Origin of the sequence: Pantoea sp. UBA6567, from assembly GCF_002434165.1 — a bacterium.
GTDB lineage: Bacteria > Pseudomonadota > Gammaproteobacteria > Enterobacterales > Enterobacteriaceae > Pantoea > Pantoea eucrina.
The window spans coordinates 1,203,472-1,218,773 of sequence record NZ_DJJN01000006.1; the positions used below are offsets into that span (position 1 = coordinate 1,203,472).

At 54.6% G+C, this 15,302-nt stretch carries 12 protein-coding genes; all 12 read right to left on the reverse strand.

Annotated features, from left to right (window positions below; genetic code table 11):
• Positions 1–259: 259 nt before the first annotated feature.
• Positions 260–1,276, reverse strand: a complete 1,017-nt coding sequence (gene galE / locus B4M48_RS11805) for a UDP-glucose 4-epimerase GalE (RefSeq protein ID WP_283340836.1) — start codon at positions 1,274–1,276, stop codon at positions 260–262.
• Between the two features lie 44 nt (positions 1,277–1,320).
• Entirely contained in the window at positions 1,321–2,217 is an 897-nt protein-coding gene (galF, locus tag B4M48_RS11810) for a UTP--glucose-1-phosphate uridylyltransferase GalF (RefSeq protein WP_071668003.1), read from the reverse strand.
• 380 nt (positions 2,218–2,597) lie between these two features.
• Positions 2,598–3,821, reverse strand: coding sequence for a glycosyltransferase (locus B4M48_RS11815; protein ID WP_071668004.1), 1,224 nt, complete (start codon positions 3,819–3,821; stop codon positions 2,598–2,600).
• Positions 3,822–3,824: 3 nt separating this feature from the next.
• Entirely contained in the window at positions 3,825–4,109 is a 285-nt protein-coding gene (locus B4M48_RS11820) for a hypothetical protein (protein ID WP_288656982.1), read from the reverse strand.
• Positions 4,110–4,297: 188 nt separating this feature from the next.
• On the reverse strand, positions 4,298–6,508 hold the full coding sequence (locus B4M48_RS11825; protein WP_039385376.1) for a phage tailspike protein: 2,211 nt from the start codon (positions 6,506–6,508) through the stop codon (positions 4,298–4,300).
• Between the two features lie 58 nt (positions 6,509–6,566).
• Complete coding sequence (locus B4M48_RS11830) at positions 6,567–7,601, reverse strand: glycosyltransferase (protein WP_250341212.1); 1,035 nt, start codon at positions 7,599–7,601, stop codon at positions 6,567–6,569.
• Positions 7,602–7,676: 75 nt separating this feature from the next.
• Entirely contained in the window at positions 7,677–8,429 is a 753-nt protein-coding gene (locus tag B4M48_RS11835; RefSeq protein ID WP_283340838.1) for a glycosyltransferase family 2 protein, read from the reverse strand.
• Positions 8,430–8,494: 65 nt separating this feature from the next.
• Complete coding sequence (locus B4M48_RS11840) at positions 8,495–9,412, reverse strand: glycosyltransferase family 2 protein (RefSeq protein WP_039385381.1); 918 nt, start codon at positions 9,410–9,412, stop codon at positions 8,495–8,497.
• A gap of 276 nt (positions 9,413–9,688) precedes the next feature.
• Positions 9,689–11,866 carry a tyrosine-protein kinase Wzc gene (gene wzc, locus B4M48_RS11845; protein ID WP_039385383.1) on the reverse strand — a complete coding sequence of 726 codons (2,178 nt, stop codon included), beginning with the start codon at positions 11,864–11,866 and terminating at the stop codon, positions 9,689–9,691.
• A 12-nt stretch (positions 11,867–11,878) separates the two neighbouring features.
• Positions 11,879–12,313 (reverse strand): protein-tyrosine-phosphatase, encoded by a 435-nt coding sequence (locus B4M48_RS11850; RefSeq protein WP_039385385.1) that lies wholly within the window; start codon positions 12,311–12,313, stop codon positions 11,879–11,881.
• A 9-nt stretch (positions 12,314–12,322) separates the two neighbouring features.
• Positions 12,323–13,453 carry a polysaccharide export protein gene (locus B4M48_RS11855; RefSeq protein ID WP_175540437.1) on the reverse strand — a complete coding sequence of 377 codons (1,131 nt, stop codon included), beginning with the start codon at positions 13,451–13,453 and terminating at the stop codon, positions 12,323–12,325.
• 299 nt (positions 13,454–13,752) lie between these two features.
• Positions 13,753–15,186 (reverse strand): undecaprenyl-phosphate galactose phosphotransferase WbaP, encoded by a 1,434-nt coding sequence (wbaP, locus tag B4M48_RS11860; protein ID WP_039385388.1) that lies wholly within the window; start codon positions 15,184–15,186, stop codon positions 13,753–13,755.
• Positions 15,187–15,302 lie beyond the last annotated feature (116 nt).

The following is a 15,302-nucleotide window of genomic DNA, read 5'->3' on the forward strand; positions in this document are numbered from 1 at the left end:
GCACAATAATTAACCATGCCCATTATCAACAGGTTAACACAGCTGTTATGGGGTAATCGCTGCTTGTTTATATAACAACCAATTCTCGTGCAGGTGTTGCAGCACTCTTCTATAATCAGTTTCCGAGGCTAATAGTTAAGTTTAACTAATTCCAATAAGAAAAAAAGGCTTCTGTTTCCAGAAGCCAATTTTTTCTTTCGCGCTGTTTTAATGCTCAGCAACATTAGCACATAAGTTGCTCAAGATAATAGTTAAGGCTTCACAGATTATAACCATTCGGATTCTTCGACTGCCAGTTCCACGTATCCCGCATCATCGCGTCGATACCGCGCGTGACGCGCCAGTCGAGTTCATTGTTCGCCAGCGTTGCATCGGCCCAGAAGGCGGGCAGGTCGCCGTCGCGGCGCGGTTTGAACTCAAACGGGATCGCTTTACCGGAAGCCGCTTCAAACGCTTTGATCATCTCCAGCACGGAGAAGCCGACGCCGCCGCCGAGGTTATAGGCTTTATAGCCTTCAACCTTGCTGAGGTGATCCAGCGCTTTCAGGTGCCCTTCTGCCAGATCGACAACATGAATATAGTCGCGCTGTGCAGTGCCATCTGGCGTTTCGTAGTCGTTACCAAACACGCCGAGCTTGTCGAGGCGGCCAATCGCCACCTGCGCAATGTAGGGCAGCAGGTTGTTCGGGATGCCGGTCGGGTCTTCGCCAATCTCGCCAGACTCATGCGCGCCTACCGGATTAAAGTAGCGCAGCGCGATGGCTTTAAATTTGGGTTCCGCTTTAGCGAAATCGCGCATCACGAATTCGGTCATCAGCTTGGAAGTGCCATAAGGACTGGTGGTGCCGCCAATCGGCGTGGTTTCCACATAAGGAACCGGGGCGTCAGCGCCATATACGGTGGCTGATGAACTGAAGATAAAGTTCCAGACGCCCGCGTCACGCATCTCTTCCAGCAGAACCACGGTGCCGGCTACGTTGTTTTCATAGTATTCCAGCGGCTTGCGCGTGGATTCCCCGACGGCTTTCAGCGCAGCGAAGTGGATCACCGCAGAGATGCTGTGGCTGGCAAACAGATCGCGCAGGCAGGCGCGGTCGCGAATATCGCCTTCGACGAACACTGCTTTTTTACCGGCCAGTTTTTCAACGCGGTTAATCGCTTCGCGTGATGCATTGCAAAGGTTATCCAGAACCACCACATCGTCACCGCGCTCCAGCAGCGCCAGTACCGTATGGGATCCGATATACCCTGCCCCGCCCGTTACCAAAATAGCCATGTCTACTCCTTGGAAACCGCGCAGGCTGCGCGGTATGGAAATGCTTACTTATCCAGAATCTTGTGAATCGCTTCGCGGAAGTCGCGGCCCTGAGCGTTGTTGCGCAGACCGTAAGAGACAAACGCCTGCATGTAGCCGAGTTTACGGCCGCAGTCGAAGCTGGTACCGGTCAGCAGCTGCGCATCAACCGGTTTGCTCTTGCTCAGCGACGCGATGGCGTCAGTCAGCTGAATACGACCCCATGCGCCTGGCTCGGTTTTCTCAAGCTCAGCCCAGATGTCCGCAGAAAGAACATAGCGACCCACTGCCGTCAGATCAGAGTTCAGCTCAGCGGCATGCTCCGGCTTTTCAACGATGCTGGTGATCGTACTGATATCGCCCGGGTTGTCGATAGGCTGCTCAGTGGTCAGCACGCCATACTCAGAGAGATCTTCATTCGGCATATGTTTTGCCAGCACCTGGCTGCGGCCGGTCTCTTCAAAACGCGCGACCATGGCGGCCAGGTTGTAGCGCAGGTGATCGGCAGTAGAGTCATCCAGCAGTACGTCTGGCAGCACAACTACAAACGGGTTGTCGCCAATCATCGGACGCGCACAAAGTACGGAGTGACCCAGACCCAGCGGATCGGCCTGACGGACGTTCATGATGGTGACGCCCGGCGGGCAGATGGACTGCACTTCGCTCAGCAGCTGGCGCTTAACGCGCGCTTCCAGCAGAGCTTCCAGTTCGTAGGTTGTATCGAAGTGGTTTTCCACCGCATTTTTGGAAGCATGGGTGACCAGCACAATCTCCTTGATGCCTGCCGCCACGCACTCGTCAACGATATACTGGATCATTGGTTTGTCGACGATAGGCAGCATCTCTTTTGGAATGGCTTTAGTCGCAGGGAGCATATGCATACCGAGGCCCGCAACCGGGATTACTGCTTTAAGCTTGGTCATATTTGTTCCATTTTATGAAGTGTAGACATGCATCGATTATGCAGGAATGGCCGCTCGGGCAAGTATAATCTTTATCTGAAAAGCCGACACTAACTCTCTGTCACAGCATCAAAAATTAGTTATTTCAGGCGGTGAGCAGCGGTAATTTTTCGGGCAAATTCAAGCGCTAAAGCCGGTCAAAAGCGTGACGTAAATAACATTCGGGCATGGGGTTGAGACCGGCGTTTTTCAGAATGATACGACGTGCAGAGTATGGTCAGACAATAAACAGGGGCGTCGTGAAGAGCGCCCCTGCCGGTTGGATTCTGAGCCAGCGCGCAGGTGCCTGGCATCGTCACCCATATGATCCTGCCGATAGCCTGCCCGGGCTTCTGTTCTGCTTACACCATCTGCTCCAGGATTTTCGCCAGTTCCCCGTAGGCAATGTGCTGGTTAAACTCTGTTTCCACTTTATGACGCGCGGCCGCGACGACCGGTGCCACATCGATGTCCCCGCGTGACAGACGCAGCAGCGTGGCAGCCAGCTCATCAGCATCGTTCTCAGAGACCAGCCAGCCGCTGACGTTGTTCTGGATCAGCTCCGGGATGCCGCTGTGGTAGGTGGATACCACCGGCAGCCCTACCGCCATGGCTTCCATCAGCGCCACGGGGATCCCTTCCATATCGCCGTCGGCGGCCGTTTTTGAGGGCAGGAGAAAAATGTCAGCGTCGTTGAGCGCCTGGCGGATCTCCTCCTGCGGCTTAAAGCCCGGCATGCTGACCATCTCTTTCAGGCCGGCACGGGCGATATGTTCGCGCATCATCCCTTCCTGCTCGCCATTGCCGATAATGGTGAATTCAAACTGGCCGCCTTTGTCGCGCAGAATTTCACTGGCTTTGACGGCAACGTCCAGCCCTTTTTTCTCGGTCAGGCGCGCCACAGAGACGATGCGCAGCGGCTGGTGAAACGCTTCGCGCGGCCGGAAGTTGAATTTCTCCGGTTCGATGCCCATCCGCGTTACATGCACTTTTTCGCGCGGACAGCCCATCTCAATCAGCTTGTTCTCCCACAGGTGACTGATAGGCAGCATCAGCTCGCTCTGCTTAAACAGATTGACGTAATCCTGCTTGTGCTCTTCCAGAATATGGCGACGTGAGATATCTGCACCGTGGAATACGGTTGCCTGCTTGCCTTTCAGCACGCCCAGTTCGCGCAGCTTGTTAGCCAGCGCGCCGGCGTAGCCGAAATGCACCAGAAAGACATCGGCGGTAAAGGTCTGTTTCGCGTTAGCGACAATCGCCGGCAGCAGCAGCTTCTTCGCCTGTGCGCCGTAGCGGCCCACGTTGAGCGATTTGATCAGCGCCGGTCTGGCAATCTTCGGCAGCATCAGGCCGATACGCTGCGTGAGCTTGTCGAGGTTCGATACCTTCTCTTCCGGCAGCAGATAGTGTGTTTTTGCCGCCAGGTTATAGTCGTCGAACGCGGCGTGACGGTTGATCATGTCACCCGGAAACACCGAGATGATTTCAACGTCATAGCCGGCATCAATAAAGTGAGTTACCTGGTTGAGGACAAACGTCTCAGAGGCAACCGGAAAACGCATGGTGAAAAAGGTTAACTTCATCACTTACCCCAGTACAGTCAGAAGTTCTTCGGTGATGCGGTTGCCTGTTTCACGCGCCTGCGCGACCGCGATATTTACGTTCAGTTTTACAGTGCCGTCGTCAGCCAGCACGCTCTTACGCTTTACGCGAGCCATCAGGCTCCGGGGCGTTTTCTGCTGCTGATAACAGCGGGCCGGATCGCTATCCTGCTCTGCGTACGCTGCCTGCAGTAAGTCAGTCATCCCGTGCAAAATTGCGCCATCACCGCCATTCCCGCAGGTATGATTACCCGCCAATAAAATCCTCATACAAACTCCAGATGTATTTTTTGTAATTCTTACAAGCCGCCGCTCCTGTCCTGAGCAGCAAAGTGAACTCTGGCAAAAAAAACTGCAATGGGACAACGCCCGAAAAGTGATGCCAACTGCCTGTTATCTAACCTAAAGCTTTTTACGTGATTTCAGGGGCGCATCAATGTGCCCCCTGCAGCGTTTATTTATCCCTTAAGCGCAAAATAGGGCATCGCAACCTGCTCGCCGTTGATCACTACCGACACAAACCCTTTTGGCTGACGCGTATCCACCTGCTCCGGTTTCAGCTCGCGTGACGCCATCAGCAGATCGCCCTGCTCATTGCCACCGATGCCCGCTTTACCGTTATGCAGACTAAAGCGCTGCGGCGCCTGCTGGCTGCCGTTGCCTGGCGTACCTTTGACCATCGTGGCGTCAACGCGCGCACAGCGTCCGGTCATAAAGCGATCTTTGGCGGTGCTTTTTATCAGCACCACGGTGGCCGGCGTCCAGCCTGCCAGCCTGACCCAGACTTTGGTATCGGTGTCAGAGCGTGCCACCAGCCGCACCTCCAGCACCGGGGAGCTGCCTTCGGCTGACCAGCTCGCCTCCGCTTTCTGCGTTTTGCGCTGCAGCTGGATCACCGCCCGTCCGCCAGTCTGCTTGCCGCCGGTCACCTCCATCATCGGCGCATTATCGGTGCCGGGGCTGAACTGTGACTGGCCAAACAGCTCAATTTCCCAGCTATCGCCCACGTCCGGCGAGTAGAAATTGCCCAGCTCAAACCACGTCGCCTGGTTGGTGTTATTACTCAGGCGGAAGCGCGAGGTGATGTAGTTATATTTAAGGCTGCCGTCGATGGCGACGCCATAAGACTCCACGCGGGTAGAGCCCATCTCCCAGATGCTCAGCCAGCGCTCACCCTGCAGCGAGTTGTCGATCCAGCTGCCTGACTGCAGATTGGTCTGGCGCATATTGAGGCGTGAGTTGCGCGCATTAAGCGGGTTTTTGCAATCTTCCAGGCTCAGCGCGTCGATAATCCACTGTCCGTTAGAGATATCGCCAGGATGCTCGCTGTGCTCAATCCAGCCATTATGAATAATCGACTGACTGCAGCGCGGCAGGTTCAGCACCATCCCGCCGGTACAGCGCTGGGCGTTAAAGTTAGAGAGCTCTATCGCCGTGCTGTGATCCCAGGCGCCCGCTTTCTGACCTGACCAGCCCGCTTTGATCACATCACCGGTACAGGTATCGGCATACCACTGGTCAATTTTGCAGTCGAGCGTATCAAGCAGGCTGATTGAGGTGCCGCCCACGCGGTTAAAGCGCAGGCAGGCACCGCGAAAGAACTGACCGCCCGGGCAGGTGTTGCTGAACAGTCCCTGCCGGTTGGGCCGCTTGTCATTCTGGCCGTTGAAGTTGAGGTTGGAGATCTCAGTCCAGCGCGCTTTGACTTTAAACACAAAGTCGGAGCGTCCATCAGAGACCAGCGTGGTCGCCGGAAAATAGCCGAAGTTAACCATCGCGCCGGAGATGCGGAAAAAGCGTTGCTCCTCCTCGCCGAAGTCACAGCCGGTGACAAAGAACTTACCGGCCGGAAACTGCACGCAGATTGGCTGACTGTTATCGAGCGACCACTGATACATCGCTTTGATGGCCGGCGCCGCATCCGTTTTGCCGTCGGCGATAGCGCCGAATTCAAACAGCGTCAGGCGGTTAAAATCTTCCACCACACGCCGCCAGTAAAAACCGCTGCCGCTGAAGATGACGCCATCATCATCGCGCGCGTCGCCGTACGTCCCGACAAATTCACCGCCACCCACTTCCAGCCCTTCATGCCAGCTCTTGAGCTTGATCTTGGCGCCGGCAAACAGCGGGCGGGTTTTACGCAGCTCCTCAACGGAGGGGATCTCGCCAATCAGCTGATAGCCGTTTGGCTGGGCCAGACGCTGGCTGAAATTATTCTGGCCGGGGCGTGAGACATCGGTGATGGAGAAGAGCGTGTTTCCTTCGCTGTCTTCCACCGCCATGGAGTGCGCCGGACTGGCAATCAGCGCAGCGTTATCATGAATAAACTGCGCAAAATTGCCTTTGTTCAGCGCGATTGGCTGAGTGATTTGCGCGACTTTACCGCTGGCGTCGCGCAGGTACACCGGTATCTGATTGCCTTTCTGGCTGGCGTCGCTGCCCGCTTTACCGATCCACAGCCTGCCTTCAAAGTTCTGCCAGAACTGCGGCGGCATGGTGTAGACATTTTCCGGCGTAAGGATGGGCACATCGCCCTGCGGCACGCTGGCCGGATCGACCGGCTTCAGCGCGGGCTGGCCGCTTTTCGCCGCATAGCTGGAAAACGCGCTTACGGAAAGCGCGGTGACAATGGAGGAGGCGGCTGCCTGCAACACTTCTCTTCTTTTCATGCTGATAATCCCGTGGTCAAAGTCAGTGTGTCCCGGCAGGCATAAAAAGGCGTGACGCTTATACCAGCGCCAGCCAGCTCTGTTTGATCTGATTACCGTCAAACTTGAGTGCGGTCTCTTTTGTCTTATCGCTCATGGCAAAGAACAGGGCGTCATCGCTGGCAAGCTGCTCCATCCGCGCCAGAAAAGCGGCTTTATCGTTCATCGGCACCAGGAAACCATCTGCGCCGTGGTTGATGATCTCCTGCGGGCCGGTCGGGCAGTCATAGGCCACCACCGGCAGGGACCAGGATTTCGCCTCCAGCAGCACCAGCGGCAGCCCTTCATAGCGGGACGTCATCAGCGCCATATCGCTGTCGCGGTAGTAGTCATTGATGTTGCTGACCTTGCCGACAAAGTTGACGCTATTGGTAATGCCGAGTGCGGCCGCCTGCTCATGCAGCTGCTGGCGCAGCTCGCCATCGCCGGCAATCGCCAGCGTCCACTCCGGATGCTTCTTACTGAAATCTGCCCAGATATCCAGCAGCAGATCGAACCCTTTCTGGTGATCAAGCCGCCCGACTGCCAGCGCCTGGCGGCTGCGCTGACGCCGTTCAAAGCCTTTGTACACCACCGGATTGGGGATCTGCTGGCTGCGGATATGCCAGCGGCTGAAGACCTGCTGATCTTTATCCGTCAGGACAATCACGCGATCGTAGTAGCGCAGCAGCAGCCACTTCATGAGTTTGATCGGCTTGCTGAAGGAGTTGATAGCGATATGCTCGCAGGCGTAGGCCTTAAAGGTTTTTTTCTTCAGCATCATCAGGTTCCAGAACGCAAACATGACGCTCAGACGGCCCATACTGATGAGAAAAACGCTGTCGAAACCTTCCTGGTGGATGCGTGTTACGGCACTTTTGATCGGGTTGCTGTGGCCTTCAAAACTGACGATCTCTTTTACCTGCGTAAAGGGGTAAAAGGTTTCGCCATGGCCCTCAAGGGAATAAACAGTGACGGCGTGCTCTTCACCGAGGCACTCTGACATGAAGTTACAGATGTTCTCGGTGCCCGCATAGGAGTAGGCATCTTTGATCACCAAAACGACTTTTTTCATTTAACGCTTTCCACCTCAAAAATAGTGAACGTAAAACCCCTACTGGCTGCATGACTGCACGCAAACATGCGGATTTCAGCGATGCTTCAGGGCGAAAAGGACGCCATTCACCATATACCAGGTGTAATAGTAATAGACTTTTAATGGGTTGTTTTTGTAGATAATTCTTAATAATTCCAGATGCCATTTCGCCGCCTTGTTTTTGTTGCGCGACAGCGAATCTCCCAGCTCGTAATAGTTCACCAGCGTTTTGCGGATCACCCGCGCCTGTTTGTAGCGGGAGAAGAGTTCGTACAGGAACAGGAAGTCTTCGTGCCCTTTACGCTGGAAGAAGATCCCCTGCGGCGGACGACGGAAACAGACGGATGAAAAGCAGACGCGATACTGCTTCTTCACGAAATTATCCTGCTGCAGGTAAGGTTTGCCCCAGGTGATGTCGTGTTCGGCGCTCTGCGTTTTATAGTGGTAGTGGGTGATAACGAAGTCATCACCGGCGGCAATGGCGGCAGCCTGCTCAGCCAGTTTCTCAGTGTGCCACTCATCATCGCTGTCGAGAAAGGCGATGATCTCTTCGCTGGCAGCACGCAGTCCGACGTTGCGCGTTTCTGCTGCGCCCTGATTAACCTCATTGCTGAGGATAGTAATGCGCGGATCCTGGCAGTGCTCACGCACCAGGGCCAGAGAGTCATCCGTGGAGGTGTCGTTAACCAGATAGAGATGCCAGTCGCTGTAGGTCTGTTTAACAATCGACTCTACCGCGCGCAGTACCGTTTTACGTGCGTTATACATCGGCATCACAATACCGATGGTGCCAACATGATTTGTCATTTTTATTGCCCGGAGTGTCAGGAACCAAAAAAATTGCTCCCGCGCAGGGAGCAAGTGAATATGTGTCAGGAGACCGCTTTTCTGCCGCCAAACCGCGATTTCACCTTATCTTTCAGGCGATTCATAAAGTAGGCGCGGTTGTCGCGGTTGGTCAGGAAAAAGTAGCGGGCAAAGCTCAGGCTCGCCTGCAGCGACTTACCGTCCATCTTGTAGCGCAGCGGCAGTTTGAATGCCTTATAGGTGTGGACGTCTCGCGTGGTCAGATGAGGCTTCATGCTATCCAGCCAGAAGTAGGAATATTTCACCGACTCCCCTTTATGCTTGGAGCCAAATTTGGTCACCAGGTGATAGGTCGCCAGCGGTCTGGCAATCATCACAAACTCATAGCCCATGCGATCGGCGCGGATACAGAAATCGTAATCCTGATGGCGGATGTAGCGCGTATCGAACTGGATTTTCAGCGCATCCTCGCGCTTCAGCACGATGGTACTGGTCTGGATAAAGCCGTAGCAGCCAAACAGATATTCAGCGACGGTCTCATTTTTGCCCGGCGCCTGCATCGGCATCACTTTCAGAAAGTGGCCATCCTGGTGGATATTGACCTGGCTGAAAATGACGTAGCGTGACCGCCCCTGCGCTTCCAGACGCGCAATGGTGTCGCGTACCTCTGCAAGTTTATTCGGGTGCCACTCATCATCCGCATCGAGGAAGCTGATAAAGTCGCCTTCAGCCAGTTCAATACCTTTGTTACGGGCGCCGGCGCCGTTGAGTTTGACCTCAGAGAGCTCCAGCTTAATTGTCAGCTCCTGATAGCGCTCACCCTGCACCACCTGCGCCAGCTCGGCCGCATCAGCTGATTTGTCATCCACAATGATGACTTCAAAATTACGATAGCTTTGCGCTTTAACGCAGTCGAGCGTGGTGATAATCGATTTCGACGCGTTATACGCCGGAATAACGATTGAGAAGCGAATGTCCTGCATTGCCAGCACCTCTTAAACAGCTGTTCCAGATCCAACGGTAGCGCGAGCAGGCCATGGAAAGAAATCGGTTTTATTCCGAAAAATCATACCGTTATTACTCTTTCTTCTGAGGATGCCGCGTACCATTACGGAAATACCAAAGATTGTGCTGTGTGTCTGTTTTGCGGTGCAAAACGCACCAAAAAGAGGGTGAGGCTGAAAAGCCCCTGCCCTGCGGTAAGCCGCTATTCTTCACCATAAAAACGGGGCGGATAAACCGCCCCGTGAAGGTGTTATTTAGCTTTTGGCTTCTTTGCCGTACTCGTAGTTGTAGTAGTCGTAGCCATAACCGTAGGCGTTTGACGCTTTACGTACCACGGCGTTGAGGATCACACCCTTGATCTCGATGCCGTTCTGCGCAAAGCGCTTGTAGCTGACATCCAGTTCTTTGGTGGTGTTAGTCTCAAAGCGCGCAACCATCAGCGACGTTCCAGCCAGCTTACCGATGATAGATGCATCGGTAACCGCCAGAATTGGTGGGGTATCGATCAGCACCAGATCATAGTTCTTGCTCGCCCACTCCAGCAGCTCACCCATACGACGATGCATCAGCAGTTCAGACGGGTTAGGTGGCACCTGACCGCGTGGCAGGAAATCAAAGCCGTAGACGCCGCGCTGAATCATCGCCGGAGAGAACTCAGTCTTGCCGGAAAGGACGTTAGAGAGGCCCTGCTTGTTATCCGCACCCAGCAGCTCATGGGTATAGCCGCGACGCATATCACCATCGATAAACAGTACGCGCTGACCCGCTTTGGCAACCAGGGTTGCCAGGTTGGCACAGACAAAGGTTTTACCAATGCCCGGGCTGGCGCCGGTGATCATCAGGATGTTGTTCTTCGCTTCCATCATCGCAAAGTGCAGGCTGGTACGCAGGCTGCGAATCGCTTCGATGGAGAGGTCAGTCGGGTTACCCAGCGCCAGCAGCGTATTGTGCGGATCGCTCTTCTCTTTGTGACCACGACGCGCCAGGGCTTCGGTATCTTTCTTGCGCTGCCACTCAGAGAGCGGGACGCTGGCGTAGACGTTCATGCCCAGCTCTTCCAGCTGCTCAGGATTGTCGATACCGTGATGGAACAGCGCTTTCAGCAGCACCAGACCAACCGAGAGCACCAGACCGAGAATCAGACCAGCCAGTACAATCAGCGTTTTCTTCGGTGCAACCGGGCTACCGGCCGTTTCAGCGTTATCGATGATACGCACATCACCTACGGTGCTCGCCTTGCTGATCCCCAGCTCCTGCTGACGGTTCAGCAGCTGCATGTAGATCTCCTGACCGGACTGTACGTCACGCGTCAGTCGCAGGATCTCCTGCTGCGTCTGCGGCATCGAGGAGATGCGCTTGTTCAGCTGAGCCTGCTCCGCTTCCAGCGTTTTGCGTTTATCCAGCAGCGCGCGGTAGGTCGGGTGATCTTTGGTGAACAGCTGCGATACTTCCGCTTCACGGAAGGTCAGCTCGTTCAGCTGGCTCTGCACGCTGACAGAGGTATCCAGAGCGGATTTGGCTTCCAGCGACATATCCACTGACGCGTTCTGACGACGGAAGGTGTTCAGCTTATCTTCCGCATCATCCAGCTTGGCGCGCACCTGAGGCAGCTGATTGCGCAGGAACTGCAGGCTCTTTTCCGCCTGTTCAGATTTACGCTCAACGTTCTGCAGCAGGTAGTTGTTGACGATCTGGTTCAGGACACGACTCGCCTGCTCCGGATCTTCATCACGATACTCAAGGCCCAGTACGCCGGTGCTTTTGCCTTTATCGGCTACGGTCAGCGCGCCCAGAACGGTTTTAATCGCCTGCAGGTCGGTCAGTTTCGTGACGCTGAAGGTCGTGCCTTCATCCGCCTGAATACCGCTGACCAGCATAGTGACTTCGCCATGCTGCTCCAGCTGACCCACGCGGCCCTTGAACAGCTCGTCGCCGTCGCTGCTTACGGTATAGGTATCTGCACCGGTTACTTCCAGCTCAACGGTACGCTTATCGATGCTGCGCGGGATTTCCAGGCGTGAGATAGCGATCTGACCCGGCTTGTTACCCATCAGGCGCGACAGGCCTTTACCGATAACCGGGAAGTAGTGCTGCTGCACCACGCTGTCTAGGCCCAGGTCCTGAACGGTTTTACCGATAACCATACGGGATTCAAGGATCTGAATCTCGGTATCGGATGCCGGCATGGCTGGCAGAACGTCGGTCAGGTCGTTCAGCACCGAAGCGGTGTTCTTCTGCTCAACCTGAACCATAGCGTCTGCGCTATAGATTGGCGTCGCAAACAGTGTGTAGAGCGTTGCCACCAGCATAAAGAAGGCGGTAACGGCAACAATGATCCAGCGGTGATCAACCAGCTGTCCCACAAGATGCGCCAGATCCCATCCATTCGAATCTTCTTTTGGCGCGGTCATGACCTTGTTTTTAATATTCATGGATAATCCCAACTATCGGCTTAATACGTTGACCCATTTCTGGGTTGCGTTGTCCAGTAACCCGTACACAGCGTCGAAGGCCTCACGGCTCTTTCGGTACGGGTCCGCAATTTCCTGTTGATTAAGCCAGTGCCCCAGCAGCATCGTTTTTCCGCGCGCGGCGGGATCGATGCGGTTGACCTGCTCAATGTGGCGCTTCTCCATCACCAGAATCAGGTCGAAGTCACGGCACATCTCTGCCGTTAACTGCTGCGCCTGATGTCCGTCGAGCGAGAGGCCATGTTCAGCGGCAACCTCACTGGCCATCTTATCGGCCGGGTACCCTTCCAGGGCACCCAGGCCCGCCGAGGCCACGCGCGTTTGCGGCAGTGCACGCTTCAGCAGCCGCTCGGCGGTTGGCGAACGGCAGATGTTACCCACACAGACCACTAACACTGACTTAATCATGGTAAAACCTTAGTTCGACCAGTTGCGGAAGCGCAGCGCTGACGAGCTTGCATCGTCGATACCTACGATGGTCGGCAGCAGTCCGGAGATAACGCGGTTCCAGCGGGTAATCGGTGTCGCGGTGACGTAGACGATGTCATACGGTTCCAGCTGGAACTCCGTACCCATCACCATTGACGCCGCATCCTTGGTATTCAACTGATAGATGTTGGCGATTTTGGTGCGGTTCGCGCCGCGAATCGGACGGATAACGAACACGCCGGTTGCATCAGAGGTGGTCTGATCCATACCCTGCGCGTTGCCCAGTGCTTCTGCCAGCGTCATGCCGCTGCGATCCATCTTCAGCGTAGCCTGCTGACGCACTTCACCCATCACAAAGACTTTCAGGTCGTCATTACGCGGAACGTAAAGAATGTCGCCCGGATAGAGCAGATGGTTCTGGCTGAGGTCGCCATTTTGCATCAGCGCCTGCAGCGAAATACGCTGCTCGCGGCCGTTGTGCGTCAGCACGACGTTGCGCCAGTCAGCATCAGCGGCCAGGCCGCCCGCGGCGTTGACCGCATCCAGAACGGTAAGCGGCACGTTGGTAATCGGCTGCTGACCAGATGTGGTCACCGACCCGGTGATATACGCTTTCTGCGAGCGGAAAGCCGCCAGGTTGACATCTACCTGCGGGCTTTCAATGTACTGCGCCAGACGACGCGCAATCTCCGCACGCACTTCCGTTACGGTGCGACCCGCAACGCGTACCTTGCCGATGTACGGATAGAAAATCGTGCCGTCAGCCTGTACCCAGTTGCCGGTGTCGCTGGCGCTGCGATACTGGCCGGCCGGGGTCGTCAGCTCCGGGTGATCCCAGACGGTGACATTCAGCACGTCGCCCACGCCGATGCGGTATTCGTAGCTCTGAATCTCGTTCTGCAGCTGTGGGTTAGCCTGTGCAACCAGTGGCTTAGGACGCATCTGTTCAACCAGACGAGGAGTCATCGGGAAGACGTTTACGTATTTATCGATGTCAAAGTTGCTATCCTGTTGCTCAATGACATCTTTTCCGCTGGTCGTAAGGTGCGAACCTGGTTCAATGGTGCACCCGGAGAGAAAAGTTGCGGATACCAGTAAAGGTATCAATTTAGTTTTCATTATCATCTGGTTATTCGCTATCAGTTAATGATTGATAGAGGCGAAAACGCCGCTGTGTAAGCGTCTTACAAAAATTTAATTTAACGGGTTAAACACTGAAACTGTGGGTCATTATCATTGCTCCCTTGGTTTTTATGTTGTCACCGTGCCCCCGGACGACATCAATTAAAGCGGAACAGTGCAGCTCAACAACCTCTCCGCTTTAATCAGGCTCGATAATGGCAGTGTTCAGATAACAAGACTCCCAGCACCGGCAGTTATTCAGCGAGAGAGATACCCTCCCCCGCCTTCGCTGTCTATCAATATGCGCCGTCGCGCTTAAGCACTACGCCGACTGTCTTAAACAGAATCGCGATGTCATTCCACAGCGACCAGTTTTTGACATACCACGAGTCGAAATAGACGCGTGTTTCGTAGTCAACGTCGTTACGACCGCTGACCTGCCACAATCCCGTCATGCCTGGCTTCGCCATCAGGTAGTAATCTACATCCCCGGCATAACGGCAGAGTTCATCTTCAATCACCGGACGCGGCCCGACAAGGCTCATGTCACCACGCACCACGTTCCACAGCTGCGGCAGCTCATCCAGACTGGTTTTACGGATGAAATGGCCGACTTTGGTAATACGCGGGTCGTTTTTCAGTTTGAAATCTTTATCCCACTCCGCTCGCGCAACCGGATCGGTGCGCAGCACCTCCTCCAGCACTTCTTTGGAGTTAATCACCATTGAGCGGAACTTCAGGCATTTAAACTTACGTCCGTTCATACCGACGCGTTCGTGACCGTAAATCGGCGGTCCGCCATCGCGGCCAACCATAAAGCCGAGGACCAGCAGCGCCGGCGACAGCGCCACGATAATACCGAGCGCACCAACGATATCGAACGCGCGCTTGAGGAAGCGCGAGGTACGCTTCGCCAGGTTATTGTTTACACGCAGAATCATCACTTCGTGGCTGAAGATATAGGCCATATCCGTACCATAGAGCGGTACACCACGCAGCGTCGGAATAACGGAGACTGAACGGCAATTGTGCATAGCCAGGTTTTTCAGCCACAGATCGCGATGCTGACTCTGCTCAGACTCAACCGCAACGATAAACTGCGTTTCGCTGTTGGTTAACTGCCAGAGCTCAGCTTCGTTATGCAGCACAGGTACGCCGGAAATGCTGGCCTGCGGACAGCTGCCGTCGACATCAAAGAAGGCGATAACGTCAAAGCCCATCACCTCTTCACTCTGCAGCGCCTGCCAGGCTTCCTGTGCGTTACGGCTGCTGCCAATGATGATGGTCTGCTTTTTCCACATACCAAAATGGTTCAGTACCCGTTTGGAAACGGCACGCGCCACCGGGATCAGGATCAGCGCCAGAATCCAGGTGAGTACCCAGACAAAACGCGACATCTGCCACTGCGATAATGCAGAAATAGACAAATCGATAACCGAGAAAATAAACACGGTACGAAATATCTCTTTCAGCTCAAACCAGAAAGGTTTGCGGTAAGTGTAATGGCGCAGACGAACCCAGAACCAGCCCGTACAGATAATTGACAGACAGATGTGAGTAGCAATTTTTAAATTGAGATCTTTTTCAGAGATATCAGCCAGTGGCGAGTCAGATAATGAATTAATCAGGGCGAGTGCAATAAACAACGCCGCGTTAAAACAAATTAAATCTGAGCACGCCAGTAAAAATTTGGTCAGAAGACTTTTATATGTAAATTCGTTATCGCGCATATTTAACTCTTTTATTTTATTTCCCTAATCCCTAACGCTACAGGCCTGTGTAATAAATGAGCGATACTCAGTCGGAGCCTGTTGAGCAAACTGCGGCGAACTCCCCGGTATTTAGG

What these genes read in the sequence shown, in the direction of transcription:
- B4M48_RS11840 (WP_039385381.1), bottom strand. Translation starts at nt 9,412, where the DNA reads ATGCAGGACATTCGCTTCTCAATCGTTATTCCGGCGTATAACGCGTCG.
- B4M48_RS11835 (WP_283340838.1), bottom strand. Translation starts at nt 8,429, where the DNA reads ATGACAAATCATGTTGGCACCATCGGTATTGTGATGCCGATGTATAAC.
- B4M48_RS11820 (WP_288656982.1), bottom strand. Translation starts at nt 4,109, where the DNA reads ATGAGGATTTTATTGGCGGGTAATCATACCTGCGGGAATGGCGGTGAT.
- B4M48_RS11825 (WP_039385376.1), bottom strand. Translation starts at nt 6,508, where the DNA reads ATGAAAAGAAGAGAAGTGTTGCAGGCAGCCGCCTCCTCCATTGTCACC.
- wzc (WP_039385383.1), bottom strand. Translation starts at nt 11,866, where the DNA reads ATGAATATTAAAAACAAGGTCATGACCGCGCCAAAAGAAGATTCGAAT.
- B4M48_RS11815 (WP_071668004.1), bottom strand. Translation starts at nt 3,821, where the DNA reads ATGAAGTTAACCTTTTTCACCATGCGTTTTCCGGTTGCCTCTGAGACG.
- wbaP (WP_039385388.1), bottom strand. Translation starts at nt 15,186, where the DNA reads ATGCGCGATAACGAATTTACATATAAAAGTCTTCTGACCAAATTTTTA.
- B4M48_RS11855 (WP_175540437.1), bottom strand. Translation starts at nt 13,453, where the DNA reads ATGAAAACTAAATTGATACCTTTACTGGTATCCGCAACTTTTCTCTCC.
- galE (WP_283340836.1), bottom strand. Translation starts at nt 1,276, where the DNA reads ATGGCTATTTTGGTAACGGGCGGGGCAGGGTATATCGGATCCCATACG.
- B4M48_RS11830 (WP_250341212.1), bottom strand. Translation starts at nt 7,601, where the DNA reads ATGAAAAAAGTCGTTTTGGTGATCAAAGATGCCTACTCCTATGCGGGC.
- galF (WP_071668003.1), bottom strand. Translation starts at nt 2,217, where the DNA reads ATGACCAAGCTTAAAGCAGTAATCCCGGTTGCGGGCCTCGGTATGCAT.
- B4M48_RS11850 (WP_039385385.1), bottom strand. Translation starts at nt 12,313, where the DNA reads ATGATTAAGTCAGTGTTAGTGGTCTGTGTGGGTAACATCTGCCGTTCG.